This is a genomic window from Sphaerisporangium sp. NPDC049457, from assembly GCF_055586705.1.
Genome location: NZ_JBVJHR010000018.1, coordinates 121,288 through 146,195, shown reverse-complemented (window position 1 = coordinate 146,195; position 24,908 = coordinate 121,288). Strand labels below are relative to the sequence as shown.

Here is a 24,908-nt window from a genome sequence, read left to right as displayed (position 1 = left end):
CCTGGGTGGACCGCCGAGCGCGGTAGATCGTGCGGATGCCGCACGTTGGAATCAGTTACCTGAAACAATATGCGCAAAAGCACAAAGAAATGGGCAAACCAGGGCATCTGTGTGTAATGTGCTGGTCGACTTCCAGCCCCCATGAGACCGGTTGTGCCCGGATCGTCCCCGCCCGGGCCTCGGTACGCCCGCCCGATGCCCGGTGCGCGCGCTGCCGCTGAGCGGACCGGTACGCTCCACGCCCGTGACGCCGCGGCAGGCCGCGCCCTGCCAGGGGCGCGAGGCCGGACGTCGGTTAGTGTCGTGACGTGGCCGTCAAGGGGAATCGGACGGTGCCGGTGGAGCTGCTGCCCCGGCTCCGGCTGGCGCGTGACCACATCGACCGTCACTACCAGGCCAAGCTCGACCTGGACGGGCTCGCGGCCGTCGCGGGCATCTCCAAGTTCTACTTCGTCCGTTGCTTCGAGGCCGCCTACGGTGAGACCCCGATCCGCTATGTCCTGCGCCGCCGGCTGGAGCGGGCACAGGATCTGCTGCGCTTCGCCAACCTCACCGTCACCGAGGTGTGCATGGCCGTGGGCTTCAGCAGCCTGGGGTCCTTCTCGTCGAAGTTCACCCAGGTCGTCGGAGAGAGCCCGAGCGCCTATCGTGACCGGTGGGCGGCCCACGGCGCCCCGCGGGTCCCCGGGTGCTATCTGTTCATCTGCGGAGTGCTCGACCCGGCGGGCACGGTGGCGCCGGAAAACCAAGATCGCGATTTGTGCAATATTGGAGAAGTCGCAGATGAGAGGTAGGGAGTAGCTTCTCCCGCATGATTACGAACATCTCTCTGACGACGATCTACTGCCTCGACCAGGACGCGGCCCGCGACTTCTACGTCGACGTCCTCGGCTTCGTCCCACGGGTCGATGTCGTCATGGGCGACGACTTCCGCTGGGTCACCGTGTCGCATCCCGACCACCCCGAACTCGAGATCACGCTCATGAAGCCCGGCCCGCCGCTCGACTCCGAGGCCGCCGACTTCCACCGCCGCCAGCTTGAGAAGGGCCAGAGCGGCGGTCTCGGCCTGGCCGTCGACGACTGCCGCAAGACCTACGAGGAACTGTCCGCCAAAGGCGTGACCTTCCTGCAGGAGCCGTCCGAGCGCCCGTACGGCGTGGAAGCCGTCATGCGCGACAACTCTGGCAACTGGCTCGTGCTGGTCGAACAGCGGGAGTACCAGCCGAACGCCGGCGGCTGAGCGAGGCCGGAGAGCGCCGCGCTCCGCCGGTGGCCGTCGCGGGTGCCTCGCCACCACCTGGACGGCCGCCCGCCGCCCTGCGGTGTGCGGGCGTACGGGCGGCCGGGAACTCAGGTGCGAGAACTCAGGTGATGGTGCAGGGGACGCCGTTGAGCAGGAATCTCACGGGCCTCGGGGGATTGCCGTCATGGGCGGCGTTGAAGCCCGTCTGGACCGAGGCGCCCGGCATGATGACCTTGTTCCAGTCCAGGGCCCGGGCCGTGATCTGCAGGCCCGTCTGGCTGAACAGGGCCGAGTGCCCCGAGAGGAAGCGGACGCCGGGCGGCGCGTACTCGATGACCAGCGTCCAGTCGTAGATGGGCGTGGTGCCCGTGTTCTTGATCGTCACCCAGGCGGCCAGGCCGGTGTTCCACACCGTGACCCCGTAGGTCACGGCGCACGACAGGGCCGGGGTCGGCGTGGGCGTGGGCGATGGCGTCGGGGTCGGACGGGGAAGCCCCTGGCGGGCGAGGGCCGCGAGCGGGTCGGACGGCGCGCTGAGGTTGCCCGCCGCGTCCTTCGCGACCACGACATAGGTGTAGTACGTCCCGGTGACCAGGTTGCCCTCGGCGAATGCCAGCCAGCTGGAGGGGCGCACCGTGCCGGCCCTGACGTACCCGGTCGCGGTCTGGCGGTAGATGTCGTAGGCCGTGACCGCGACGTTGTCCGTCGAGGCCTGCCAGCAGAACGTGACGCCGGGGTAGTCGGCCAGGCAGCCCTCGACCAGGCCGGTCGGCTTCGTCGGCGGGGTGGTGTCCCCGGTGGGCGACGGACTCGGCGACGGGCCCGGGCTGGGCGACATGCCGATCGCCGCCCCGACGCTGATCAGGCTGGAAGGCGGGCTCACGTTGCCCGCCGCGTCCTTGGCCACGACGTACAGCGTGTACTGGCGGCCGAGGACGCCGGAGAAGCCGCCCACGGTGCCGGTCGTGCTGGCGGCGAGGACGAAGCCGTCGGTCTCCAGGCGGTAGATGTCGTAGCCGGTGACGCCCTGGTAGTCGGTCGAGGCGGTCCAGCAGATCGCGACGTATCCGGAGGTGGTGCTCGGGACCGGGCAGGGGAGCAGATTGGTGGGCCGCGTGGGCGGCGTGGTGTCGGCGGCCGCGCTCGCGGGAGCGTCCGGGAAGGCGGCGGCGTGCACCGCGTGCAGGGCGGCGGCGGGGGCGGAGGCGGCGGCGTGCGCCGCCGGGGCGACGGTCACGGCGGCGAGGAATGCGGCGGCGAGGGTCGCCCATAAGGACGGTTTGCGAGGTCTCATCGTTCCCCTAATCGGTCATGACGACGCGTGACTCTGGCAGCGAGCGTGAGACGGCAGCGGCAGCGCGTAAAGCCTCCGGCCGTGCGCGGGGCCGGACGCGCTGGTCACCGGTGAACGGTTCACCGGCCGCGCCGCCGGCACCGTGGAGGCCCGTATCACCGCCTGAGCCGAGGTGCTGGCGACCGACCTACGCCGAGGCGCCCGTCCGGGTGAAAACCGATTGTCCGGTCCCCGGCGGCCCGGGTGCTCGTCCGCAGGGAAAACCGATTGTCCGGTGCTCGGCGGCCCGGTTAACGTCGAACGCCCTTCTCTACTCGATCGGACGATGATCATGCCTTGGAGCGCCCTGAGCCGACGCTTCCCGGTGCTCGCGATCCGCGACTTCCGGCTGCTGCTCGCAGATCGCTTCCTGGCGCCGGCCGCCGTCGCGTTCTCGCTGGTCGGCATCTCCTTCGCCGTGCTGGACCTCACCGGGTCCACCGCCGACCTGGCGTACGTGCTCGCGGCGCAGATCGCGCCGTCGCTGGTGTTCACGCTGATCAGCGGGGTGATCGCCGACCGCATCCCGCCGCAGCGGGTCATCATCGCGGCCAACGTCATGATCGCGGTGTCCGAAGGGCTGCTGGGCATCCTGGTGATCACCGGGCAGGCCCGGCTGTGGCACATGATCGTGCTGGAGACGCTGACCGGGGTGGGGATGGCCGTGTTCTACCCGGCCTCGCAGGCCCTGCTGCCCAAGATCGTGCCGGACGAGCTGCTCCAGCAGGCCAACGCCGTGAGCAGACTCGCCATGAACGGCGCGCAGATGGGGGGCGCGGCGGTCGCGGGCGTGGTGGTCGCCGCCGTCGGTCCCGGGTGGGCCCTGTCCGTCTGCGGCATCGGGCTGCTCGGCACGATCCCCCTGCTGCTCTCCATCAGGGTGACCGGGCACACGAGGACGGCCGCCGCCGGCATGATCGCCGACCTGCGCGACGGCTGGTCGGAGTTCATCTCGCACACCTGGCTGTGGGCCATCGTGGTGCAGTTCTGCGTCGTCCTCATGGCCTGGTACGGCGGGTTCATGGTGCTCGGCCCCGCGGTCGCCAAGGCCGAGCTGGGCGGCCCGGCCGCCTGGGGGGCCGTCACCTCGGCCGAGGCCCTCGGCCTGATCATCGGCGGCGTGGTGTCTCTGCGCTTCACCCCGCGAAGGCCCATCCTGGCCGCGGCGCTCATCGGCGGCCTGCTGGCGCTCTCGCCGCTGTCGCTGGCGATGCACTGGCCGCTGGCGGCGGTGTGCGGGTCCGCGGTGTTCCTCGGCGCCAGTCTTGAGGTCATGATGGTGCAATGGAGCGTCGCGCTGGCGCGCAACGTGCCCGCCGAGCGGCTGGCCAGGGTCTCGGCGTACGACGCGCTGGGCTCGGTCATGGCGATGCCGCTGGGCGCGCTGGTCGCCGGGCCGATCGCCGAGAACATCGGGCTGGCGCCCACGCAGTACGGCGCCGCCGCGGTGATCGTCGTGGCTTCGGCGCTCACCCTGCTCTCCCGCGAGGTGCGCACCATGCGCTCGCCGGCGACGCCCGCCGTGGACGACCCGGAGGCCGAGACCGCCGCGTCCACCCCGCGGTGAGCCGTGACGCCCATCCCCCGTGACCAGCGGATCCCCGTGTCCGGCCCGTGAGGACCGGCCCGCCGGGGGCGATGTGGAGCCCAGAAGACGTTCGAGCCACCGGGAATTGGGACATGTCATATATAGTTAGCAAAGGTAATGACCTATGCTAACGAATACCCCAAAGAAGACGGAGCGCCCGTTGGACCTGCGCAGCGACGCCGGGCTGGCGTCCGCGCTGCGCGTGTCACTGGCGCGGCTGACCAGACGGCTCCGGCGCCAGGGCGGAGCCCACAAGCTGACCCCCACACAGGCCGCGACGCTCGCCGCCGTAGAACGGCACTCAGGGATCACCCCTGGCGAGTTGGCCGAACTCGAAAAGATGCAACCGCCCTCGATGACACGGGTGATCGCCGCACTGGAGGAGCGGGGCCTGGTCGCCCGCGCCCCGCGGCAGACCGACCGGCGGCAGGTGACCGTCAGTGTGACGGAGGCCGGGCGAGGGCTGCTGAGGGAGGAGCGCCGAGGCAAGGAGGCGTGGCTGGCCCAGCGGTTGAAGGACCTGTCGCCCGAGGAGCGGGCGACGCTGCGGGCCGCGGCGCCGATATTGGAGAAGCTCTCGCAGATGTGACCCGTCCACAGGCTGTGGACGACGAGCCCGCCGACCCTCCCGAACCCGGCACGCCGTCCGCGGCACCCGATACCGTCACGGCCGGCCCTCGGGGCGCGGCCGTGCGGAGATCGGAGCTGGGGGAGGTGCAGGCCGAGGAGACCCGGGGCGCCGTGACCGTCACGCCGTCGACCGGCGGCATGTTCCGTTCGCTGCGCAACTACAACTACCGCCTGTTCGTCTCCGGCAGCGTCGTGTCCAACGTCGGCACCTGGATGCAGCGCACCGCCCAGGACTGGCTGGTGCTGGAACTGACCCACGGCAGCTCGGCCGCGCTCGGCGTCACCACCGCCCTGCAGTTCCTGCCGGTGGTCCTGTTCGGCCTGTGGGGCGGCATGCTCGCCGACCGCTACCCGAAGCGGCCGCTGCTGATGACCGCCCAGTCGCTCATGGGGCTGCTCGCGCTGACGATGGGCCTGCTGACCATCACCGGGCACGCACAGGTGTGGCACGTGTACGTGATGGCGTTCATGCTCGGCCTCGTCTCGTGCGTCGAGGTGCCCACGCGCCAGTCGTTCGTCGTGGAGATGGTCGGCCGCGACGACCTGTCCAACGCGATCGCGCTGAACAGCTCCACCTTCAACCTCGCCAGGGTCGTCGGCCCCGCGATCGCCGGCGTGCTGATCTACGCGCTCGGCGGCACCGGGCCGATCTTCCTGCTCAACGCGGCGTCGTTCGCCGCCGTGATCACCGGCCTGATGCTGATGCGCGGCGCCGAACTGCGCACCCCCGAGCGGCTCGCCCGGGCCAAGGGACAGCTCCGCGAGGGCCTGCGGCACGTCTGGCAGCGGCCGGAGCTGCTGATGCCGATCCTGCTGGTGGCGTTCGTGGCGATGTTCGCGACCAGCTTCTCGATGAGCATCGCGCTGATGTCCAAGCAGGTGTTCGGGCAGGACGCGTCGTCGTTCGGCGTGGCCTCCAGCGTGTTCGCGATCGGAGCCCTGGGCGGGGCGCTGCTCGCCGCCCGCCGGGCGCGGCCGAGCCGCCGCATGCTGATCGGCGGCGCCGTCTGCTTCGGCGTCGCGCAGATCGCCGCCGGCCTCGCCCCCGCCTACCCGGTGTTCCTGCTCCTGCTGATGCCGGCGGGCATGGCGATGATCACGACGAACACCGCCGCCAACTCCTCGGTCCAGCTCGCGGCCTCGCCGGAGATGCGCGGCCGGGTCATGGGAATCTATGTGCTGGTGTTCACCGGTGGCGCCCCCATCGGCGCGCCGTTGATCGGCTGGGTCGGCGAGCTCGCCGGGCCCCGCCTCGGAGTGGTGATCTGCGGAGTGATGTGCCTTCTGGGCGTCGGTCTGGCGATGCTGCTCACCCGTTTCGCCGAGGGAAGGACGCGCGGTGCGGCTGTTCGTGGCGTTGTCGCCGCCCCCGGAGGCGCTCGCTGAGGTCGCCGAGGCCGTCGAGCCCCACCGGGACGGCTGGCCCGACCTTCGCTGGGTCGCCCCCGAGCTGTGGCACGTCACGATGAGTTTCCTCGGCGAGGTCGCCGAGGAGATGCTGCCTGACCTGTCGGCGCGGCTGGCGCGGGCGGCGGGCCGCCATCCGGCGATGACGCTGTCGTTCGGGGCCGCGGGCGCGTTCTCCTCCCCCGCGCGGGCCCGGGTCGTCTGGCTCGGCGTGCGCGGCGGCGGCGCGGGCCTGTCGCGCCTGGCCGCCTCGCTGGCCGCCGGCGCGCGGCGCGCGGGGGCGGGACACTCCGACGACAAGCGCTTCCACCCCCATCTCACCCTCGCCCGCGCGCGCCCGCGCACGGGCGTCGACGCCCGGCCGCTGGTCGAGGCGCTGAGCTCGTTCGACGGAACCCCGTGGCGCGCCGGCGCCGTCCACCTCATGCGCAGCCACCAGGGGCCGTCCGTGCGGTACGAGGCACTCGGGGCATGGTCACTCGCCGGACGCGGCTAGGCTCCAGGACGTGGACCGTCCCCGTCGTTGGCTGCTGCCCACCGTGCTCGCGCTTCTCGTGGTCATCGTGGTGATCGGCGCCCTGCTCACCTAGCCGTCCGCCGGGCCGGGCGGGCCGGGCGGGCTGTGCGGGCGAGGCCCGCTGGTAAGGCGAAGGGCCCCCGGCGCGGCGCCGGAGGCCCTCTGTTCACGAGCGGCGCCCAGGCGGGCGCCCGTGGTTCACCAGGCGTAGGCCTCGGGAGCCGGTCCGCCGGGACCGGGGAAAATCTCGTCGAGCGTGGCCAGCGCCTTGTCGTCGAGTTCGATCTCCAGCGCCCGCAGGCTGCCGTTGAGCTGGTCGACCGTGCGGGGACCGATGATCGGGCCGGTCACGGCCTGCTGCACCAGCAGCCAGGCCAGCGCCACGTCGGCCGGTTGCTCGCCCAGCTCGTCGCAGAACGCCTCGTACCGCTCGATCTTGTCGCGGTGCTTCTCGAGCACGGAGGTGACGTGCTCGGAGGCGGAACGGCCCTTGTCGATCTTCCGGAGGATGCCGCCCAGCAGGCCGCCGGCGAGCGGGCTCCACGGGATGACCCCGAGGCCGTACTCGTCGCACGCCGGAAGGACCTCCAGCTCGACGGTCCGGGTGAGCAGGTTGTAGTGCGACTGCTCGCTGACCAGGCCGGTGAAGTGCCGCCGCTCGGCCGCCTCCTGCGCCCGGGTGATGTGCCATCCGGCGAAGTTGGACGACCCCACGTAGATGATCTTGCCCTGCCGGCGCAGGACCTCCATGGCCTCCCAGATCTCGTCGATCGGGGTGGCCCGGTCGACGTGGTGCATCTGGTACAGGTCGATGTAGTCGGTCTGGAGCCGCTTGAGCGATGCGTCGCAGGCCCGCCGGATGTTCAGCGCCGACAGCTTGCTGTCGTTGGGCCAGTCGCCCATCGCGCCGTTCAGCTTGGTGGCGATGACGGTCTTCTCGCGGCGGCCGCCCCCCTGGGCGAACCACCGTCCGATGATCTTCTCGGTTACGCCCTCGCCCTTCTTCCAGCCGTACACGTTGGCCGTGTCGAAGAAGTTGATCCCCAGCTCGTGCGCCCTGTCCATGATGGCGAACGAGTCCTCTTCCGAGGTCACAGGTCCGAAGTTCATGGTGCCGAGGCAGAGCCGGCTCACGGACAGACCTGAGCGTCCAAGGTGTGCGTATTCCATACGACTCACACTAAACACCTGGAGTGCACTCCAGCCCAGCCCGTCCTCCCGTGAGGACGAGGCCGGGGGCGGACCGCGTCCCCGACGTCCCCGACGCCGGAGGCCGTGACGGCGCGGACCGTGTCTCGACCAGACCTATCCCAACTCCAGCCCTGAACCCGCGCGGTGGCTGCGGCGCGCCGCCCGGGGGCGCGGGGCATGATGTGCGAATGGGGAGCAACAGGAGGGTGTTCACGGGGGTCGGCGTTCTGGCGGTGCTGGGGGTGGTCGCCGCCGCCCCGGTCGCGGCGTCCGCCACGGCGGCGCACCAGGGCACGGGAGCCGCGCCGGTCGCCGCCGCTCCGCGGGACGCGGCGCAGGCGGGTGAGGCGGGCGGGCCGTACGCCGCCGTGAGACCGCGCGGCGAGAGGGCCGGGTCCGACGACGGCGAACAGCGACTGCTGTTCCGGTTCAAGGACCCGCGCATCGCCGAGTCGAGCGGCATCGCCGTCTCGCCCACGCACAAGAACGTGGTCTACACCCACAACGACAGCGGCGCGGGGCCGCAGTTCTTCGCCGTCGGGACCGACGGGCGCACTCTCGCCACGTTCACGGTCGCCGGGGCGGCGGCGAGAGACTGGGAGGCGATGGCGGCCTCCGTCGATCCCGCCACCGGCCAGAGCGTGCTGTGGTTCGCCGACATCGGGGACAACCTCAACGGCGGCTGGCCGGACTACTCGATCTACAAGGTGGCCGAGCCCAAGGTGCTGCGGGACGCCACCCTGCCCGCGACCCGCTACCGCTTCCGGTACAAGGACGGCAACCGCAACGCCGAGGGCATCATGGTCCATCCGACCACCGGGCGGCTGTACGTCGTGAGCAAGGAGTTCGCCGGCTCGGTGTACGCCGCGCCCGCCAAGTTGCGCACGGACAGGGTGAATTTCCTGCGGCGCGTCGCGCCCGCGCCGATCATGGCGACGGACGCCGCGTACGCGCCCGACGGGTCGAGCTTCGTGATCCGCACCTATTTCTCGGCGTCGGTCTACCGCGCGCCGGGCGATCTGATCGCCCGGGTCTCCATGCCGTCCCTCCAGCAGGCCGAGTCGATCACCTACACCAGGGACGGGAGATCGCTGCTGACCGGCACCGAGGGCGCCGCCAGCCCGGTGTACCGGGTGCCGCTGCCGGCGGCCGCCCTGCGGGGCAGGGCCGCGGACGCCCCGGGGCGTACCGCCGGTCCGCAGGTGAGCGTCACGCCGTCCCGGGCGGCAGGGGCGCCCGACGTCGCCGCCTCGCACGCGGCGGCGAGCGACGGTGACGACGGCGGCGTGCCCGCGGGGGTCATCGCCCTGTGGCTCGGGGTCGCCCTGGGCGCCACCGGCATCATCGCGGTCATCGCCCGCCGCGTCGGCTGAGCGGTCCTCCTCGCCGCCTCGCGTACGGGAGGCGCCCGCCGGGGCCGGTGCACGCGGTCCCGGCGGGCGCCTCCTATCCCCATGTCCACGGCCGCCGTCCCGGCTCGCCCGCCTGCGCCGTCGACCGGCGGCGACCGTGCCGTGGATCAGCCGTGGATCAGGGCCGGCTCACCGCGCGGGGCGCGGCAGGATGGAGTCGGTCGCGGTGCCGATGGGCGCGGGGTACGCCGGGCGTCCGTGCGGATGGTGCGACGGCGGACCGGCGGGGCCGGCGGGGACGTGGTACAGGGGCAGGCCCCAGCCGTCGCACGCCCGATGCGGGAAGCGCAGCTTGGGGCACGGCGGGCTGCACGTCACCTCCACCGAGTCGAGGAAGTTGCCGAGGCTGGGGGAGCCTCCGGCGGAGGACACGGCCTCGACCGAGAACCGCGTGAGCTTCTGGCCCTTGGGGACGCGGTAGATGCCGGTGTAGTGGCCCCACGAGATGCCGCCGTCGGAGATGTCGGACGTGGTCTGGCCCAGCGGGATCTGGACCGTCGTGCCGCCCGGAGTGCCGATCCTGACGCGGATGACGTCCTTGTGGTCGGGGCTCGCGCTGCGCGCGCGGTGCGCCAGCCGCCATACCAGGACGGTCCTGGGGGTGGTGGCGACGTCCTGGTACAGGGTGGACGCCTGCGTGCCGTTGATCTCGGCGAACGTCCTGCCCGAGTCGGCGGGGACCTCGGGGCCGGCGGCCGGCGCGTTGCCCGGCCCCCAGAGTTCGATGACCCCGTCGGGGGAGGTGGTCCGCCAGTTCGGGATGTCGGTTCTCATGTTGCCGGCGCCGCGCACGCCGGTGGGCTCCTCGAACCCTCCGTTGCTCAGCGCGCACGCGGGGGCGGGCGTCGGCGGGGTGGCCGGCGCGGAGGGGGACGACTGCGCGGAGGCGGAGGAGATCCCCATGGCGGGGACCGTCAGGAGCGCCGTGGCGCCGAGAAGGAGGACCCGCTGTGGCAGGGAGGCCAGAGCATGGGCTGAATTCATGAACTTCCCCTCGATCGGATGACTTCGCCCCGGGAGGTCGGGGCTGGAGGGCACGCCGGAACATCAGTGCGGATCATGCCGGCGTGCCTGTCGTGGTATGCCCTGCGGAAACGTGGAACCGAGGGAAGGGGAAGACTCTTGGGCCGTCCCGCCTCAGGGTTTTACCTGGGCGATCTTGTTTGTCCGGAGGTGTCCATGCGGGCGACGAACGGCTCGCCGCGCAGGGCCCGCTCGACCAGCTCGATCGAGGCGGCCAGCCGCACCAGACGCGGGCCCTCGCGGCGGTAGGTCTCAAGGACGGCTTCGATGGCGTGCGGCGGCAGGTGTTCCTTCAGCTCGACGGCCGCCCGCCGGTACCCGGTGCGCGCGGCGTCGACCGTGGCGTTCACGTGGTGCAGCGCCATGCGCGCCAGGGCCAGGGGGTGCCGCCGGAGCACGCCGTAGGCCCGGTAGTCGGGCGGGACGGCGTCGAGCAGCCAGGTCACCGCCGAGGACTCCCAGTCGGGGCTCCCCGGCGGACGGACCTCTGGCGGCCATCCCGGCGGAAGATACACGTCACGAAGTGTATCGAATGTCTGTTCGAGACACTGCTGGCCGTTATGCCGTTTTCCCTGGATCTTCCCCAACCTTTGCCGCCCGCGCACGGCGAGCCCGGCCCCGCCCGGCCGGGCGCCGGTCGTCTGGCGCGCCCTTCGCAAACCGAGGAAGATATCGGCTTGTGAGTGAGCGAATCGGAATCATCGGCGCGGGCATCCTCGGGCTGGCCGTGGCCCGCGAGCTGGCCGCGCGCGGTGCCACCGTGACCGTCCTTGACAAGGAGGACCGCGTCGCCGCTCACCAGACCGGGCGCAACAGCGGCGTCGTCCACGCCGGCATCTACTACACCCCCGGCTCGCTCAAGGCCCGGCTCTGCCGCGACGGCGCCGCGCTGCTGCGCGAGTACTGCGCCGAGCACCACATCCCCTACGAGGAGGTCGGCAAGCTCGTCATCGCCGCCACCGCGACCGAGCGCGCGGGCCTGCGGCGCATCGCCGCCCGCGCCAGGGAGAACGGCGTGGCGGACATCGCCGAGGTGGACGCCCTCGGCCTGCGCGAGATCGAGCCGCACGCCGTCGGCGTCGGTGCCGTCCACTCCCCGCGCACGGCGATCGTGGACTTCCCCGCCGTCGCCCGCCGCCTGGCCCTCGACGTCGCCGACGGCGGCGGCAGCGTACGGCTGGGACGGCCGGTGCGGGCGCTGCGCGAGACTGCGAGCGGCGTGGAGGTGCTCGCCGGTCGCACGCGGCTGGCCTTCGACCGGCTGGTCGCGTGCGCGGGCCTCGGTTCCGACGCCGTCGCCGCGATGAGCGGGTACGCCGGGAACGTGCGCATCGTCCCCTTCCGCGGGGAGTACTACAAGCTGGCCGGCGCCGCCAAGGACCTCGTCCGCGGGCTCGTCTACCCCGTCCCCGACCCGCGCTACCCGTTCCTCGGCGTGCACCTGACCCGCCGCGTCGACGGCGAGGTGCTCGTCGGCCCGAACGCCGTACTGGCGCTCGCCCGCGAGGGCTACTCCTGGCGCCAGGTGTCACTGCATGACCTGCGCGACATCCTGACCTGGCCTGGGACGCGCCGGATGGCCGCCGCGCACTGGAGGACCGGCCTGGCGGAAATCTACGGCTCGCTCACCAAGAGGGCCTTCCTGAAGGCCGCGCGCCGCTACGTGCCGAGCCTCGCGCCGCAGGACCTGGTGCGGACCGCCGGCGGAGTGCGCGCCCAGGCCGTAGGCCGGGACGGGAGCCTGCTCGACGACTTCGTCGTGGACGTCCACGGCAAGGTGATCGTGGTGCGCAACGCCCCCTCGCCCGCCGCCACGTCCAGCCTGGCGATCGCCCGGCACATCGTTTCTTTCATCTCGGCTTAAGACGATGAGGCCACTATAGGAAGGTGACCGAATCGCCTGAAGCCCGACTGCTGGTCGTCGAGGACGATCCGAACATCCTGGAACTGCTGGCCGCGAGCCTGCGCTTCGCGGGATTCTCGGTGACCCCGGCCGGAAACGGCGCCGAAGCGGTGGAGGCCGCCCAGCGCCGCCGGCCCGACCTGATCGTCCTGGACGTCATGCTCCCGGACATGGACGGGTTCGACGTCGTACGGCGCCTGCGGGGCGGCGGCGCCCACACCCCGGTGGTCTTCCTCACGGCCAGGGACGCCACCGAGGACAAGATCAGAGGGCTCACCCTCGGCGGCGACGACTACGTGACCAAGCCGTTCAGCCTGGAAGAGGTCATCGCGCGCATCCGCGCGGTGCTGCGCCGCACCGCCGGCGACCCGACGGCGCCCCCGCCCCGCATGAGCTTCGCCGACATCGAGCTGGACGAAGAGAGCCACGAGGTGTGGCGGCGGGGCACGGTCATCCCGCTCTCGCCCACCGAGTTCAAGCTGCTGCGCTACTTCATGGCCAACGCCGGGCGGGTGCTGTCCAAGGCGCAGATCCTCGACCACGTCTGGGACTACGACTTCCGCGGCGACGCCGGCATCGTCGAGTCGTACGTCTCCGTGCTGCGCCGCAAGATCGACAACACGACTCCCCGGCTCATCCACACCCTGCGCGGCGTCGGCTACGTCCTTCGCACCCCGCCCACATGAACACCCACCGGCGGGCGTACGTCGCCTCGCTGTTCGCCCGGACGCCGCTGCGGATCAAGCTGATCGCCACGATGCTGGCCCTCGTCGCGATCGCCCTCGCGGGCATCGGCGCGGGCAGCGTGTCCGTCCTGCGCGGCTACCTGGTCGACCGGGTGGACCGGCAACTGGCCACGTTCGCCCAGGACGTCGCGCGGCGCCTGCAACGCGGTCCCGGCCTGGGCAACCGGGTGCCGCCCGACGGGCTGATCCAGCTCCGCGACCGCGAAGGAAGGGTCGTGGCCACCCTCGCCGGGCTGGAGGCCGAGCACCGGCCCGGCCCGAAGCTGCCGGACCTCGCCGCGGCGGCGTGGCAGCCGCAGACCGTCCCCGCCGAGTCGGGCGCGGGGGAGTGGCGGCTGCGCGCCGCCTCGGTGGCGGGCGCGGGAAGCGTGGTCATCGCCATCGACCTGTCCTCGGTCAACGAGATCACCGCGCAACTCGCGCTCACCGAACTGCTGGGCGGCGGCCTGGTCATGGTCGTCCTCGCCGTCCTCGGCGTGGTGATCGTCCGCCGGAGCCTGCGCCCGCTGGTGGAGATGGAGCACACCGCGGCGGCCATCGCCGCCGGCGACCTCGGCCGCCGCGTCCCCGACCGCGACCCGCGCACCGAGGTCGGCAGCCTGGCGGCGTCCCTGAACGGCATGCTCGCCCAGATCGAGACCGCCTTCCGCGCCCGTGAGGTGTCCGAGGCCGCGGCCCGCACCTCCGAGGAGCGCATGCGGCGGTTCGTCGCCGACGCCTCGCACGAACTGCGCACCCCGCTCACCTCCATCCGCGGCTTCGCCGAGTTCTACCGGCAGAACCCCGCGGGCGACCCCGCCCGGCTCATGCGCCGGGTGGAGGACGTCGCCGCCCGGATGGGCGTGCTGGTCGAGGACCTGCTGCTGCTCGCGCGCCTCGACCAGCAGCGGCCGCTCGCCATGAGCCCGGTCGACCTGCTCGCCCTAGGGGCCGACGCCGTACAGGAGGCGCGCATCCTCGCCGCCGACCGTGACCTCGTCCTGGAGGTGACGGGGGACGTGGCCCCGATCGTCTCCGGCGACGAGGTGCGGCTGCGCCAGATCGTCGGGAACCTGGTGAGCAACGCCCTCACGCACACCCCTGCCGGCACGCCGATCACGGTGCGGGCGGGGACCGAGAGGGCGACCGCGTTCCTGGAGGTGGCGGACAAGGGGCCGGGACTCGCCCCCGACCAGGCCGAACGCGTCTTCGAACGCTTCTATCGCGCCGACCCCGCCAGAACCCGCGCCCGTCTGACCTCCGGCGCCCGCCAGAACCCGAACGCCCGCCCAGAAGACGCGAACAGCGCTGAAGCTTCGCGAAGCGGCGGAGCGTTGGACAGCAGTGAAGTCCCGGACAGCGACGGAGCATCGAACAGGGGTGGAACCTCGGACAGCAGCGGAGCTTCGGCCAGCGCCCGAGCCTCGGATGCCGGTGGGGCCTCGCACAGCGCCGGAGCTTCGAACGGTGCCGGAGCCCCGGACAGCGGTGGGGCCTCGAGCGGCAGTGGTCTCGGCCTCGCGATCGTGGTCGGCCTCGTCGCGGCGCACGGAGGCACCGTGACCCTGCGCACGGCCCCCGGCGCCGGCGCCACCTTCCGCGTGACCCTCCCTCTGGCCCCCGACGTCCTCCCCCCGGCCCCCTGAGGTCCTCCCAACGCGCCCGCCGTCCCGCCTTCCCGTCCCGGCATCGGCATCGGTGGCCCACCCCATGGGCGTCCGGTTCCGGACCGATCATTGAGGGCCGTGAAATCGTTATCTAAGCTCGCCGAATGAGCATCCCCACCGAACCGATCGGCAGCATTCCCCGGCCTCCCGCTCTGCTGACCGCGATGGCGGAGCACGCGGCGGGCCGCCTAGGAGATGACGACCTTGCCGCGGCGCAGGATGAGGCCGTGGCCGACACGATCGCGAGGCTGGAGCGCATCGGCAGCCCCGTCCTGGTGGACGGCGAGCAGTCCAAGCCGAGCTTCGCCACCTACCCGATCGCCGGGCTGGACGGCCTCGCCCCGGACGGGGCGGTCATCCCGTTCGCCGACGGGCACACCCGGCAGCTCCCGCGCCTGGCGGCGGGGCCGTTCCGCTACCGGGCGCGCGCCGCGACCTACCTGCGGGCCGCGCGCCGGCACACCGGCCTGCCGGTCAAGCAGGCCGTCATCGCCCCCTCGGCGCTCAGCCTGCTGTACCCGGCCGACGGCATCGCCGGCTATCCGCGCGAGACCTTCGTCGACGACCTGGTCGCGGAGGCCGAGGCCGACATCAGGGGCTGCCTGGACGCCGGAGCGCACGTGGTGCAACTCGACTTCACCGAAGGGCGGCTGTCGCTCAAGCTGGACCCGAGCGGCGGGCTGCTGGAGCAGTTCGTCGCCCTCAACAACCAGGTGCTCGACCGCTTCACCGACGCCGAGCGCGCCCGCATCGGCGTGCACACCTGTCCCGGAGGCGACCAGGACTCCACGCACAGCGCGGACGTCGACTACGCCGCCCTGCTGCCCACGCTGTTCACCCTGCGGGCCGGCAACTTCTACGTCGAGCTCGCCGGTGAGGTCGACCCGGGACGGGTGCTGGACCTCGTCGCCGCGCACCTGCCCGCACAGGCGAGGATCTTCGTCGGCGTGACCGACCCCATCGATCCGGTCGTCGAGAAGCCGGAACAGGTGCGCGACCGGGTGCTGGAGGCCGCGCGGCGCCTGCCCGCCGAGCGGCTCGGCACCTGCGACGACTGCGGCTTCGCGCCGTTCGCCGACGACACCTCCACCTCGCGCGACACCGCGTTCGCCAAGATCGCGGCCCGCGTCGAAGGCACCGCCCTGGCGGCGGAGGCCCTGGGCGCCTGACCCGGCCCGGATCGGGGCGCCGGCCTGGTCGTGGCCGGGTCCGGATCCGGGGTGGTCAGGGCGTTCGGGAGGGGGATGGGACGGGAGAGGAGAGGCCGGGGAAGCCGTCGTCGGGGAAACCGCCGGTGGCGCCCCCCGGCAGCTCGATCTGGTCGCCCGCCGTGAGGCCGGAGACGACCTCGACATACTGGTCGCCGCGCACGCCCAGCTCGACCGGCCGTTCGACGCCGCGTCCGCCGTCGCGCACCCGCACCGTCGCGGCGCCGTCCGCCCGGGTCCGGACGGCCTGCGCGGGCACGTACACCGCGTCCTGCGCCTCGTCCAGCGTCACCTGGACGGTCGCCGTCTGCCCCAGCAGCAGCCCCTTGGGCCGGCGGTCGAACGCGATCATCACTCCGTACTGCACGAGCCGGTCGGTCGTGGTCGCCGTCACGTCGATATGGGCTACCTTGCCGCGGTAGATGGCGCCGGGCCGGGTGGCCAGGGACACGGTCGCGGGCTGGCCGGGCTTCAGGCGGACGACGTCGGTCTGCGAGAACATGGCGCGCACCTGGAGCTTGTCGAGGTCGCCGAGCGTGATGAACGTCGAACCCGCCTTGACCGGCGTTCCCGTCATGCCGGACACCGTCAAGATCGTCCCTTTCGCGGGCGCCTTGATCTCCACGCCGGCCAGCGCGTCCTCGGCCTGCCGCAGGGCCGTCTCGGCCTTGGCGACCTTCGCTTCCGCCTCGGCAACGGTGGTCACCGCCTGTCCGCCCTGCCCGTTCTGACCGCCGCCCCGGCCGTCCTGCCCGGTTCGGCCGGCGCGTCCGCCCTGGCCGCCGGCCCCTTGATCGCTCCCGCCCCGCCCGTTCTGGCCGCCCTGTCCCTGAGGGTTACGCGGGTTCTGGTCCGGCCCGCCGTCCTCCCCATTGGGCTTTCCACAGGTTGGGGACGGGTGCGCGGTCGGCGTCGGGCTCTCCTGCGGGCCGGGCGTCGATCCGTCCGGCGAAGGGACGACGGGCACGATCGTCCGAGTGGGCTCGCCCGTCGGCCGCCTCGTGTGCTCAGGGGCGGGCTCGCCGGTCGGCCGCCTCGTGTGCTCGGGAGCGGGCTCGCCCGTAGGCCGGGTCGGGTGCTCGGGGGTGGGTCTGGTCGGCGGCCGAGTGGGGTGCGCCGCCGCCGGCCTGACCGGGTGCGGGGTGACGGTGAAGCCGACGCTCGGAACGGTGCTGGGCTCGGGAGCGTCCGGCCCCGGGGACTGCGAGGGACGCGGCGCGGCGGTCGTCCGCGGGCACGACGTCGGGACGGCCGGCGGCCGTCCGGAGGGCTGCGCGGACGGGCGGCCGGTGGGGGAGGTCGCCCGAGGAGCACGGCCGGAGCCGCCCTGGCGTGCCGAGCCGCCAGAGCCGCCATAGCTGCCCGAGCCGCCGGAACCGCCGTTCTCGGCGGCTTCGAGCTTGTCGCGCGTCTCCTCGGCGGCGGTCAGGGACGCCTTGGCGGCCGTGTAGTCCTCCCGGGCGATCGTGTCGTCGACGCGGGCGAGCACCTGCCCCTCGCGGACCTTCTGCCCGACCGACACGTACACCTTCCGCACCGTGCCGTCGGCGCCGAAGGCGAGGTCGCGGATGTGGGCGTCCACGGTGTTGCCCGCCGCCGAGGCGCCGCTCACGACCGTGCCGCGCCTGACGGACGCCAGTTCGACGCGGGGCCCCGCGGTGGTGTCCGCGTCTCCGAGGCGGACCAGTCCGACGGCCGCCAGCACGACTCCGGCGAGGGCGAGTCCCCCGACGCGCATGGCGGTGGGCGGAGTGCTCGTTCTCATGCGGCCATCCTGGTCACCGGACGTCACCCCAAGCTCATGCGGGCCTGAGAGTTTGCTGTGTATCGGCGCCCGCCCAGGCCGAGCTGAGCAGCGGTTTCGTGCTCTCGGGGCCGGCGGCCAGGGCCTTGGCGGCGGGCGGCCCGCGAAGAACGTCCCCGGCTTTCAGCAAACCTTCAGGGACGACGGAGGTTGGCCCAAGCGGCGTGGTCCAGGCTCGGTGGTCGTGAAGCTGTCGACGAAGCGCAGAGCGCTGATCGTGAACGGCGCCCTCGGGGTGCTGTTGCTGGGAGGCGCCGGCGTGGCGTACGCCTCCCTGAACGGGGGCTCCTCCGCCGAGGTCGCGCCTTCCACCACGCCGGTCACCCGGGGAACCGTGCTGTCCTCGGTGTCGGCCTCCGGCGCGGTGGAGAGCGCGAAGACCCGGTCGCTGAGCTTCGGCTCCAGTGGCACGGTCGAGAAGATCTACGTCGAGAGCGGCGACAAGGTCACCAAGGGGCAGATCCTCGCCCGCGTCGACGACACGGCGGCCCAGGAGGACCTGGACGCCGCGGCGGCGAGCCTCGACGCGGCCGAGGACGGCGACACCTCCACCGCGTCCGGCTACTCGCAGTACATCCAGGCCAGGAACGCCTACCGGGACGCCAAGCGGGCGCTCGACGGCACCGTGCTGAAGGCGCCGTTCGGCGGCACGGTCACCGCCGTCAACGGGACGGTCGGCGGCTCCTCCTCCGGTTCGGCAGGCTCGGCCACGTCGAGCGGCTCCTCCTCCGGCGGCTCCGGGAGCTCACGGGCGACGGGATCGTCCGGCGGCGGCTCCGCGTCGACCGGCGGCTCGGCGGGCTCGGGGTCCTCCGGCGGCTTCATCGAGATCGCCGACACCAAGAACCTCCAGGTCGTCGGCGACTTCACCGAATCGGACGTGACCAAGCTCAAGGTCGGCCAGGCAGCGACCGTCACGTTCGACGCCCTGCCCGGCGTGACGGCCTCCGGCAAGGTGACCCTGATCGACCCGGTGGCGCAGACCAGCGACAACGTGGTCCAGTACGCCGCCACCATCTCCCTCACCGACGTGCCCAAGACGGTGCGGCTCGGCCAGACGACGAGCGTCCAGGTCATCGTCGCCAAGGCCGACGACGCGCTGACCGTCCCCACCTCGGCGGTCAGGACGGCGGGCGGCCAGAACACGGTCACCGTCCTCTCCGGCGGCAGGCAGGTCACCAAGACCGTCGAGGTCGGGGTGAAGGGGGACACGCTCACCGAGATCAGGTCCGGGCTGGCCGAGGGCGACCAGGTGGTGCGGTCCACGACGGGTGGCACGGGCGGCCTGCAGGGCGGCTTCCCCGGCGGAGGCTTCCCCGGCGGCGGCGCCGTCCGCCTCGGCGGCGGTGGTGGCAGGTGACCCCCTGGCAGAGCGCCGGCCGCACGCCCCCGGTCCTGGACGTGCGGCAGGTCACGAAGGTCTACGGGGAGGGGGACGCCCGCGTCCAGGCGCTGCGCGGCGTCTCGGTCGCCGTCGAGCGCGGCGACTACGTCGCGATCATGGGCGCGTCCGGCTCCGGCAAGTCGACGCTGATGAACATCCTGGGCTGCCTGGACGTGCCGAGCGGCGGCGAGTACTTCATCGACGGCACCGACGTCGGGGTGCTCGGCGAGCGGCAGCTCGCGATCCTGCGCAACCGCAAGATCGGCTTCGTCTTCCAGTCGTTCAACCTGATCCCCCGCATGACGGCGCTGGCGAACGTGGAACTCCCGCTGGCGTACGGAGGGGCCGGCGCGGGCGCTCGCCGCCGGCGGGCCCTCGCGGCGCTGGACCAGGTGGGGCTGTCCGACCGCGTCCACCACGAGCCGAACGAGCTGTCCGGCGGCCAGCAGCAGCGGGTCGCCGTGGCCCGCGCCCTGGTCACCGCGCCGTCGCTGCTGCTGGCCGACGAGCCGACCGGCAACCTCGACACCAGGTCGACGGCGGACGTGCTCGCCGTCCTCGACCGGCTGAACGAAGCCGGGCGCACCATCGTGCTGATCACCCACGAGAACGACGTGGCCGCGCACGCCAAGCGGATCATCCGCCTGGTGGACGGCCTGGTCGTCGAGGATCGCCGTCAGGCGCCCGTCGAAGGCCCGCCGCCCCGGCCGGCCTCCCAGGTGGTGAGGGACAGATGAACGCCCTGGAAGTCCTGCGCTTCGCCGTGCGCGGCCTGACGGCCAACAAGATGCGCAGCGCGCTGACCACGCTCGGCATCCTCATCGGCGTCGCGGCGGTCATCCTGCTGGTCGCGGTCGGCGAGGGCTCCTCGCAGGCGATCCAGCAGAACATCCAGCGGCTCGGCTCCAACACCCTCACCGTGATGCAGTCCTTCACCGGAGGCGGGGGCGGGGGCGGGGGAGCGCGCGGCGGAGGCGGCGGGTTCTTCGGCCGCGGCGGGGGCGGAGAGAGCCGGCAGCAGGCCGCCGCCGGTCCGCGCACCCAGGCCAAGGAGCTGACCCTGGAGGACGCCAGGGCGCTGGCCGACCCGGCGGCCGCGCCGTCGGTCAAGAGCGTGTCCCCCGTCGTCACCGCCTCGGCGCGGACGGCGACCTACGAGGGGGCGAGCCATTCGATCGCGCAGCTCGTCGGCACCTACCCGAGCTACTTCGAGGCGTCGAACAAGCCGGTGGCCACGGGGTCGTACTTCTTCAACGACGACGTGGTGAACGCGCGGAAGATCGTCGTCATCGGGCGGACCGTGGCCGACGACCTGTTCGGCTCGGTGGACCCGGTCGGCAGGCAGATCACGATCACCGGCGTGCCGTTCACCGTGGTCGGCGTGCTCAAGCAGGCGGGGTCGGCCGGCTTCCAGGACGCCGACGACGTCGCGATCGCGCCGCTGCCGGCCGTGCAGCAGAGCCTCACCGGGTTCGGGGCGCTCGGCCAGATCATCGTCCAGGCCAAGAGCGCCACCGCGGTCGACGCCGCGCAGTCGGAGGTCGCCCAGATCCTCGACCAGCGGCACGGCATCACCGGCACCGCCGCCGCCGACTACCGGATACTCAACCAGGCGGCGCTCCAGGAGACGGTCAGCGCCGCGACCGGCACGTTCACCGTGCTGCTCGGCGCCGTCGCCGCCATCAGCCTGCTCGTCGGTGGCATCGGCATCACCAACATCATGCTCGTGACCGTCACCGAGCGGACCCGGGAGATCGGCATCCGCAAGGCCATCGGCGCGCCGCGCGGCGCGATCCTCGGCCAGTTCCTCGCCGAGGCCACGATGCTCAGCCTGATCGGCGGCCTGCTGGGCGTCGCCATCGCGCTCATCGGCACCAGGTTCACGATCGCCGGCGTGCGACCGGTCGTCGTGCCGGCGTCGATCGTGCTGGCCCTCGGCGTGTCGGTCGCGATCGGCCTGTTCTTCGGCAGCTATCCGGCGAACCGGGCGGCGAAGCTGCGTCCCATCGAAGCGCTGCGGCACGAGTGACGTACGGCCGTCGCACAAGGAGTGATCATGAGTTCGAGCAGGCGCAAGCAGTACGTGACGGAGGAACCGGCGGCGGAGCACGAGCTGCTGGAGACCTCGCCGTTCGACGACGACCTGGACGCCGAACTCGCGGCCCGGCCCGAGCGGCGTCGCGCGTCCAGGCTGACCATGGCTCTCGCCGGGGCCGTGCTGCTGGTCGCGGGCATGGTCGTGGGCATCCAGCTGCAGAAGTTCTGGGGCGCCGCGAGCGCCCGCCAGGCCGCGATCCAGGGGCTGCTGGCCGGAGCGGGCGCGGGAGGCGGGCAGCGGGCCGGAGGCGGACGGTTCGGCTTCCCCGGCGCGGGCCAAGGCCGAGGTCAGGACCAGGGCCAAGGGCAGGGCCGGGGGGCGGGGCAGGGCGGCGCGGGCGGCCCCTTCGCCGGCGTCACCGTCGGCACGGTCAAGCTCGTCGACGGCGGCAAGATATACGTGGAGACCACGGGGGGCGGCATCGTCACCGTCAGGACCTCGGCCGACACCAAGGTCCAGGTCAGCAAAGAGGGCAAGGTCAAGGACCTCAAGCCCGGCAGCACCGTCATCGTCCAAGGGCAGCGGGGCGGCGACGGCTCCGTCACCGCCACCTCGGTCAACCAGGGCGGCGCGGGCGGATTCGGCGGCGGTCCCGGCGGCGGGAGGTCGTGATGTCCGGTGAGGCGAAACTGCTGATCGTGGACGACGAGCCCAACATCCGCGAGCTGCTGTCGGCGACGCTGCGCTACGCCGGCTTCGACGTCACGACCGCCGCGGACGGGCGCGAGGCGGTCCAGCTCGTCGAGCGCGTCCGGCCCGACCTGGTCGTGCTCGACGTGATGCTGCCCGACATGGACGGCTTCGCGGTGGCGAACCGGCTCCGCGCGAGCGGCAGGCGCACCCCGGTGCTCTTCCTCACCGCGCGGGACGAGACCGAGCACAAACTGACCGGGCTCGCCCTCGGCGACGACTACGTGACCAAGCCGTTCAGCCTGGAGGAGGTGCTGGCCAGGATCCGGGCCGTGCTCCGCCGCACCAGGGGCGACCTCGACCTGCCCACCAGGCTCCAGGTGGCCGACCTGGAGCTGGACGAGGAAGGCCACCAGGTCTGGCGCGCCGGCAGCCGGGTGAAGCTGTCGCCCACCGAGTACAAACTGCTGCACTACTTCATGGTCAACGCCGGGCGGGTGCTGTCCAAGGCGCAGATCCTCGACCATGTCTGGAACTACGACTTCGGCGGGGACCGCAACGTGGTCGAGTCCTACGTCTCCTACCTGCGACGCAAGATCGACATGGTGGATCCGCGGCTGATCCACACGCTCCGAGGGGTGGGTTACGTCCTCCGCGCGCCGCGACCGTGAACCGCCCCTCACCCCGGCCGGACACCGGATGACTCCCCGATGAGCCCGCGATGAACCCGCTCCGGCCGCTCCGGGCAACCCGGATGCTTCGGGCGCTCCGGACAATCCGGCTGCTCCCGGCGGCTCGGTCCCCCCACGCGTTCCCGGCGGTGCGGGACTTCCGAGCGGTGCGGCGATGGGCGGCGCGGTCGCTCCAGGCGTTCCCGGTGGTGTGGACACTCCGGGCGTTCCCGGCGGTGCGGCGGTGGGCGGCGCGGTCGCCGCTGTGGCTGCGCCTGGTCGCGGGCACGCTCGCCCTGGTCACCCTCGCCATCGCGCTGACCGGCGCGGTCGCCGTCCAGCTGCTGCGCGGCTACCTCGTCGACCGGGTCGACCAGCAGCTCGTCGTGGCCGGGACGATACGGCGCGACCTCATCGCCTCGTCCCCCGTGCAGCCGCGCGACCTGTCCCGCCCGCTCAGGCAGTTCGGCCTGTTCTACATGGCGCTGCTGCGGCCGGACGGCACCGTCGAGCGCACCCTCCAGGAGCCCCCCGGCGCCACGCCGCCCGTCATGCCGCCGCTCGGCGACGGCGCGGCGGCCGTGTCCGGACGGCCGCGCCCGTTCACCGTGGCGTCGGGTTCGGGGACACGCTGGCGGGCGATCGTGGTGGCGGACGGCGGCCCCGCCCGCGTGATCGCCGTCCGCATGGACGAGATCGACGCCACCGTCACCCGGCTGGCCGTCATCGTGGCGAGCGTCGGCGGCGGCGTGCTGCTCATCCTCGGCTTCGCCTGCCACTGGCTCGTCCGGCGCAGCCTCCGCCCGCTGGGGGAGATCGAACGGACCGCGGGCGCCATCGCCGGGGGAGACCTGTCGCGCCGCGTGCCGCGGTGGCACCGCCGCACGGAGATGGGGCGTCTCGGCCGGGCCATCAACGGCATGCTCGCCCAGATCGAGGCGGCCTTCGAGGACCGGGAGGCATCCGAGATCGCGGCGCGCAAGTCGGCCTTCGAGGCGCGCAGGTCCGAGGACCGCATGCGCAGGTTCGTCGCCGACGCCTCTCACGAGCTGCGCACCCCGCTGACGTCCATCCGGGGGTTCGCCGAGCTGTACCGGCACGAGACGCCGAGCCTTCCGGAGGCCGCCAGGCTGCTGCGCAGGATCGAGGACGAGGCCACCCGCATGGGCCTCCTCGTGGACGACCTGCTGCTGCTCGCCCGGCTCGACCAGCAGCGCCCGCTGGAACGGCGGCCGGTCGACGTGCTCAGCGTGGCCGCCGGAGCGGTGCTGGACGCCCAGACGCTCGCCCCCGACCGCGAGATCGACCTGGTGAGGCTGGACGACTCCGACGGGACGGTCACCGTGAACGGCGACGAGGCGCGGCTGCGGCAGGTGCTCGCCAACCTGGTCGGCAACGTCCTCCGGCACACCCCGGCCGGCACGGCGTTCCACGTGGGCGTGGGCGATCTCGACGGGCACGTCGTCATCGAGGTGGCCGACCGCGGACCGGGGCTGCCCCTCCAGGACGCCGAGCGGGTGTTCGAGCGCTTCTACCGGGCCGACCCCTCTCGCACGCGGAACGGTTCGGGCGGCACCGGGCTCGGCCTGTCGATCGCCGCCGCCCTCGTCCACGCCCACGGAGGCGTGATCACCCTCGACAGCACCCCCGGCCGCGGCGCCACCTTCCGCGTCGCCCTCCCCGCCGACGCCTGACCCGCCCACGGCGCCCCGTTCCACCTCGCCCTCCATCGACGGTTGACCCGGCCACGGCCACGCGACCCGATCGCCCCTACCGAAGGCGGTGTGGCGCGTACCCGACGTTGACAGCGGATATTCAGCTTTGTCCCACCTGACGCTGAGTTTGGTGTCCTTCGATAGGAGTCGCCAAAGCCCCTCGGTCCCCCGATGGAGTTCACTTCGTGAATGCGTTGCCCCGTGCTCTCGGCGTCGCGGTCATGGCCACTGTCCTGATGGCCTCCGGATGTGGCGCCGGCTCCACCGCGACCGCGGCCCAGCCGACTCCGGGCCGTTCCGGCGGCGGAGCCGCCGCGTTCGCCGAGTGCATGCGCAAGAACGGCGTGAACATGCCCACCGGCCGCCCTGGCGGCGCACCCACGGCTCGGCCGGGCGGTTCTCCGTCAGCTCGGCCGAGCGGGGGATCGAGGGGCTTTGGCACCATGTCACCGGAGGCGCGCAAGGCCTTCGAGGCGTGCCGCTCGCTGATGCCCCGAGGCCGTGGTCCGGGCGGTCAGGACGGCCGGCGCGGCGGTTTCGACCCTTCGGCGCTCCAGGCGTTCCGCTCCTGCATGAAGGACAACGGCGCCGATCTGCCCGCGAACGGCGGCGTACGACGGCTCAAGACCGACGACCCGGCCACAGCCAAGGCCCTCAACAAGTGCCGCCCTCTCCTCCCCACCCCCGCCGCCACCCCGTCCGCGAGCTAGCGGCCACCCTCTTCCCCGGTAGCGACGAAGCCCTGGCGCGACGCGACCG

The 24,908-nt window shown here is 72.6% G+C and carries 23 protein-coding genes; 18 read left to right on the top strand and 5 right to left on the bottom strand.

Annotated features, from left to right (window positions below; all coding sequences use genetic code 11):
* Positions 1-308 precede the first annotated feature (308 nt).
* The gene (locus ACZ6QO_RS27140; RefSeq protein ID WP_465854434.1) at positions 309-794 is read left to right on the top strand and encodes a helix-turn-helix transcriptional regulator; all 486 of its coding nucleotides are present in this window, start codon (positions 309-311) and stop codon (positions 792-794) included.
* Between the two features lie 17 nt (positions 795-811).
* Complete coding sequence (locus tag ACZ6QO_RS27135; protein ID WP_465854433.1) at positions 812-1,240, top strand: VOC family protein; 429 nt, start codon at positions 812-814, stop codon at positions 1,238-1,240.
* A gap of 124 nt (positions 1,241-1,364) precedes the next feature.
* Here the strand turns inward: ACZ6QO_RS27135 and ACZ6QO_RS27130 are convergent, their stop codons facing one another.
* Positions 1,365-2,537: a cellulose binding domain-containing protein gene (locus tag ACZ6QO_RS27130; protein WP_465854432.1), complete on the bottom strand. Its 1,173-nt coding sequence runs from the start codon at positions 2,535-2,537 to the stop codon at positions 1,365-1,367.
* Between the two features lie 325 nt (positions 2,538-2,862).
* Between ACZ6QO_RS27130 and ACZ6QO_RS27125 the strand changes: the two genes are divergently transcribed.
* The 4 genes from ACZ6QO_RS27125 to thpR all read left to right on the top strand — a co-directional run bounded on the left by ACZ6QO_RS27125 (position 2,863) and on the right by thpR (position 6,697).
* The gene (locus ACZ6QO_RS27125) at positions 2,863-4,143 is read left to right on the top strand and encodes an MFS transporter (protein WP_465854431.1); all 1,281 of its coding nucleotides are present in this window, start codon (positions 2,863-2,865) and stop codon (positions 4,141-4,143) included.
* Between the two features lie 145 nt (positions 4,144-4,288).
* Positions 4,289-4,753 carry a MarR family winged helix-turn-helix transcriptional regulator gene (locus ACZ6QO_RS27120; RefSeq protein ID WP_465854430.1) on the top strand — a complete coding sequence of 155 codons (465 nt, stop codon included), beginning with the start codon at positions 4,289-4,291 and terminating at the stop codon, positions 4,751-4,753.
* A 101-nt stretch (positions 4,754-4,854) separates the two neighbouring features.
* Positions 4,855-6,180 (top strand): MFS transporter, encoded by a 1,326-nt coding sequence (locus ACZ6QO_RS27115; RefSeq protein WP_465854429.1) that lies wholly within the window; start codon positions 4,855-4,857, stop codon positions 6,178-6,180.
* On the top strand, positions 6,134-6,697 hold the full coding sequence (gene thpR / locus ACZ6QO_RS27110) for an RNA 2',3'-cyclic phosphodiesterase (RefSeq protein WP_465854428.1): 564 nt from the start codon (positions 6,134-6,136) through the stop codon (positions 6,695-6,697). Before ACZ6QO_RS27115 ends, thpR begins: the two co-directional genes overlap by 47 nt.
* Positions 6,698-6,916: 219 nt before the next feature.
* Here thpR and ACZ6QO_RS27105 read toward each other — a convergent pair whose 3' ends face one another.
* The gene (locus tag ACZ6QO_RS27105; protein ID WP_465854427.1) at positions 6,917-7,888 is read right to left on the bottom strand and encodes an aldo/keto reductase; all 972 of its coding nucleotides are present in this window, start codon (positions 7,886-7,888) and stop codon (positions 6,917-6,919) included.
* 209 nt (positions 7,889-8,097) lie between these two features.
* On the opposite strand from ACZ6QO_RS27105, the gene ACZ6QO_RS27100 reads away from it, so the two are divergent.
* Positions 8,098-9,282, top strand: a complete 1,185-nt coding sequence (locus ACZ6QO_RS27100) for a hypothetical protein (protein WP_465854426.1) — start codon at positions 8,098-8,100, stop codon at positions 9,280-9,282.
* A gap of 168 nt (positions 9,283-9,450) precedes the next feature.
* Here ACZ6QO_RS27100 and ACZ6QO_RS27095 read toward each other — a convergent pair whose 3' ends face one another.
* Positions 9,451-10,305 carry a hypothetical protein gene (locus ACZ6QO_RS27095; RefSeq protein ID WP_465854425.1) on the bottom strand — a complete coding sequence of 285 codons (855 nt, stop codon included), beginning with the start codon at positions 10,303-10,305 and terminating at the stop codon, positions 9,451-9,453.
* A gap of 161 nt (positions 10,306-10,466) precedes the next feature.
* Positions 10,467-10,859, bottom strand: a complete 393-nt coding sequence (locus ACZ6QO_RS27090) for a hypothetical protein (protein ID WP_465854424.1) — start codon at positions 10,857-10,859, stop codon at positions 10,467-10,469.
* 164 nt (positions 10,860-11,023) lie between these two features.
* Here ACZ6QO_RS27090 and lhgO point away from each other — a divergent pair, with 164 nt between their 5' ends.
* From lhgO to ACZ6QO_RS27070, 4 genes are all read left to right on the top strand, one after another.
* A complete protein-coding gene (lhgO, locus tag ACZ6QO_RS27085; RefSeq protein ID WP_465854423.1) occupies positions 11,024-12,208 on the top strand; it encodes an L-2-hydroxyglutarate oxidase in 1,185 nt (394 codons plus the stop codon).
* A 23-nt stretch (positions 12,209-12,231) separates the two neighbouring features.
* Entirely contained in the window at positions 12,232-12,933 is a 702-nt protein-coding gene (locus ACZ6QO_RS27080; RefSeq protein ID WP_465854422.1) for a response regulator transcription factor, read from the top strand.
* Positions 12,930-14,618, top strand: coding sequence for a sensor histidine kinase (locus ACZ6QO_RS27075; protein WP_465854421.1), 1,689 nt, complete (start codon positions 12,930-12,932; stop codon positions 14,616-14,618). The genes ACZ6QO_RS27080 and ACZ6QO_RS27075 overlap by 4 nt, the downstream gene beginning before the upstream one ends.
* A 125-nt stretch (positions 14,619-14,743) precedes the next feature.
* Positions 14,744-15,808: a cobalamin-independent methionine synthase II family protein gene (locus ACZ6QO_RS27070; protein WP_465854420.1), complete on the top strand. Its 1,065-nt coding sequence runs from the start codon at positions 14,744-14,746 to the stop codon at positions 15,806-15,808.
* Positions 15,809-15,863: 55 nt separating this feature from the next.
* Here the strand turns inward: ACZ6QO_RS27070 and ACZ6QO_RS27065 are convergent, their stop codons facing one another.
* On the bottom strand, positions 15,864-17,612 hold the full coding sequence (locus ACZ6QO_RS27065; RefSeq protein ID WP_465854419.1) for an efflux RND transporter periplasmic adaptor subunit: 1,749 nt from the start codon (positions 17,610-17,612) through the stop codon (positions 15,864-15,866).
* A 223-nt stretch (positions 17,613-17,835) separates the two neighbouring features.
* Between ACZ6QO_RS27065 and ACZ6QO_RS27060 the strand changes: the two genes are divergently transcribed.
* The 7 genes from ACZ6QO_RS27060 (at position 17,836) to ACZ6QO_RS27030 (ending at position 24,859) form a co-directional block, all read left to right on the top strand.
* Complete coding sequence (locus ACZ6QO_RS27060) at positions 17,836-19,011, top strand: efflux RND transporter periplasmic adaptor subunit (RefSeq protein ID WP_465854418.1); 1,176 nt, start codon at positions 17,836-17,838, stop codon at positions 19,009-19,011.
* Positions 19,008-19,772, top strand: a complete 765-nt coding sequence (locus ACZ6QO_RS27055) for an ABC transporter ATP-binding protein (RefSeq protein WP_465854417.1) — start codon at positions 19,008-19,010, stop codon at positions 19,770-19,772. The genes ACZ6QO_RS27060 and ACZ6QO_RS27055 overlap by 4 nt, the downstream gene beginning before the upstream one ends.
* Positions 19,769-21,064: an ABC transporter permease gene (locus tag ACZ6QO_RS27050; RefSeq protein ID WP_465854416.1), complete on the top strand. Its 1,296-nt coding sequence runs from the start codon at positions 19,769-19,771 to the stop codon at positions 21,062-21,064. The genes ACZ6QO_RS27055 and ACZ6QO_RS27050 overlap by 4 nt, the downstream gene beginning before the upstream one ends.
* 27 nt (positions 21,065-21,091) lie before the next feature.
* Complete coding sequence (locus ACZ6QO_RS27045) at positions 21,092-21,745, top strand: hypothetical protein (RefSeq protein WP_465854415.1); 654 nt, start codon at positions 21,092-21,094, stop codon at positions 21,743-21,745.
* The gene (locus ACZ6QO_RS27040) at positions 21,745-22,434 is read left to right on the top strand and encodes a response regulator transcription factor (RefSeq protein ID WP_465854414.1); all 690 of its coding nucleotides are present in this window, start codon (positions 21,745-21,747) and stop codon (positions 22,432-22,434) included. The genes ACZ6QO_RS27045 and ACZ6QO_RS27040 overlap by 1 nt, the downstream gene beginning before the upstream one ends.
* Positions 22,435-22,640: 206 nt before the next feature.
* On the top strand, positions 22,641-24,128 hold the full coding sequence (locus ACZ6QO_RS27035) for a sensor histidine kinase (protein ID WP_465854413.1): 1,488 nt from the start codon (positions 22,641-22,643) through the stop codon (positions 24,126-24,128).
* 464 nt (positions 24,129-24,592) lie between these two features.
* Positions 24,593-24,859 (top strand): hypothetical protein, encoded by a 267-nt coding sequence (locus ACZ6QO_RS27030; protein WP_465854412.1) that lies wholly within the window; start codon positions 24,593-24,595, stop codon positions 24,857-24,859.
* Positions 24,860-24,908 lie beyond the last annotated feature (49 nt).

What these genes read in the sequence shown, in the direction of transcription:
- ACZ6QO_RS27065 (WP_465854419.1), bottom strand. Translation starts at nt 17,612, where the DNA reads ATGAGAACGAGCACTCCGCCCACCGCCATGCGCGTCGGGGGACTCGCC.
- ACZ6QO_RS27045 (WP_465854415.1), top strand. Translation starts at nt 21,092, where the DNA reads ATGAGTTCGAGCAGGCGCAAGCAGTACGTGACGGAGGAACCGGCGGCG.
- ACZ6QO_RS27030 (WP_465854412.1), top strand. Translation starts at nt 24,593, where the DNA reads ATGTCACCGGAGGCGCGCAAGGCCTTCGAGGCGTGCCGCTCGCTGATG.
- ACZ6QO_RS27070 (WP_465854420.1), top strand. Translation starts at nt 14,744, where the DNA reads ATGAGCATCCCCACCGAACCGATCGGCAGCATTCCCCGGCCTCCCGCT.
- ACZ6QO_RS27120 (WP_465854430.1), top strand. Translation starts at nt 4,289, where the DNA reads ATGCTAACGAATACCCCAAAGAAGACGGAGCGCCCGTTGGACCTGCGC.
- ACZ6QO_RS27095 (WP_465854425.1), bottom strand. Translation starts at nt 10,305, where the DNA reads ATGAATTCAGCCCATGCTCTGGCCTCCCTGCCACAGCGGGTCCTCCTT.
- ACZ6QO_RS27100 (WP_465854426.1), top strand. Translation starts at nt 8,098, where the DNA reads ATGGGGAGCAACAGGAGGGTGTTCACGGGGGTCGGCGTTCTGGCGGTG.
- ACZ6QO_RS27135 (WP_465854433.1), top strand. Translation starts at nt 812, where the DNA reads ATGATTACGAACATCTCTCTGACGACGATCTACTGCCTCGACCAGGAC.
- ACZ6QO_RS27105 (WP_465854427.1), bottom strand. Translation starts at nt 7,888, where the DNA reads ATGGAATACGCACACCTTGGACGCTCAGGTCTGTCCGTGAGCCGGCTC.
- ACZ6QO_RS27050 (WP_465854416.1), top strand. Translation starts at nt 19,769, where the DNA reads ATGAACGCCCTGGAAGTCCTGCGCTTCGCCGTGCGCGGCCTGACGGCC.
- ACZ6QO_RS27125 (WP_465854431.1), top strand. Translation starts at nt 2,863, where the DNA reads ATGATCATGCCTTGGAGCGCCCTGAGCCGACGCTTCCCGGTGCTCGCG.
- ACZ6QO_RS27075 (WP_465854421.1), top strand. Translation starts at nt 12,930, where the DNA reads ATGAACACCCACCGGCGGGCGTACGTCGCCTCGCTGTTCGCCCGGACG.
- ACZ6QO_RS27130 (WP_465854432.1), bottom strand. Translation starts at nt 2,537, where the DNA reads ATGAGACCTCGCAAACCGTCCTTATGGGCGACCCTCGCCGCCGCATTC.
- ACZ6QO_RS27040 (WP_465854414.1), top strand. Translation starts at nt 21,745, where the DNA reads ATGTCCGGTGAGGCGAAACTGCTGATCGTGGACGACGAGCCCAACATC.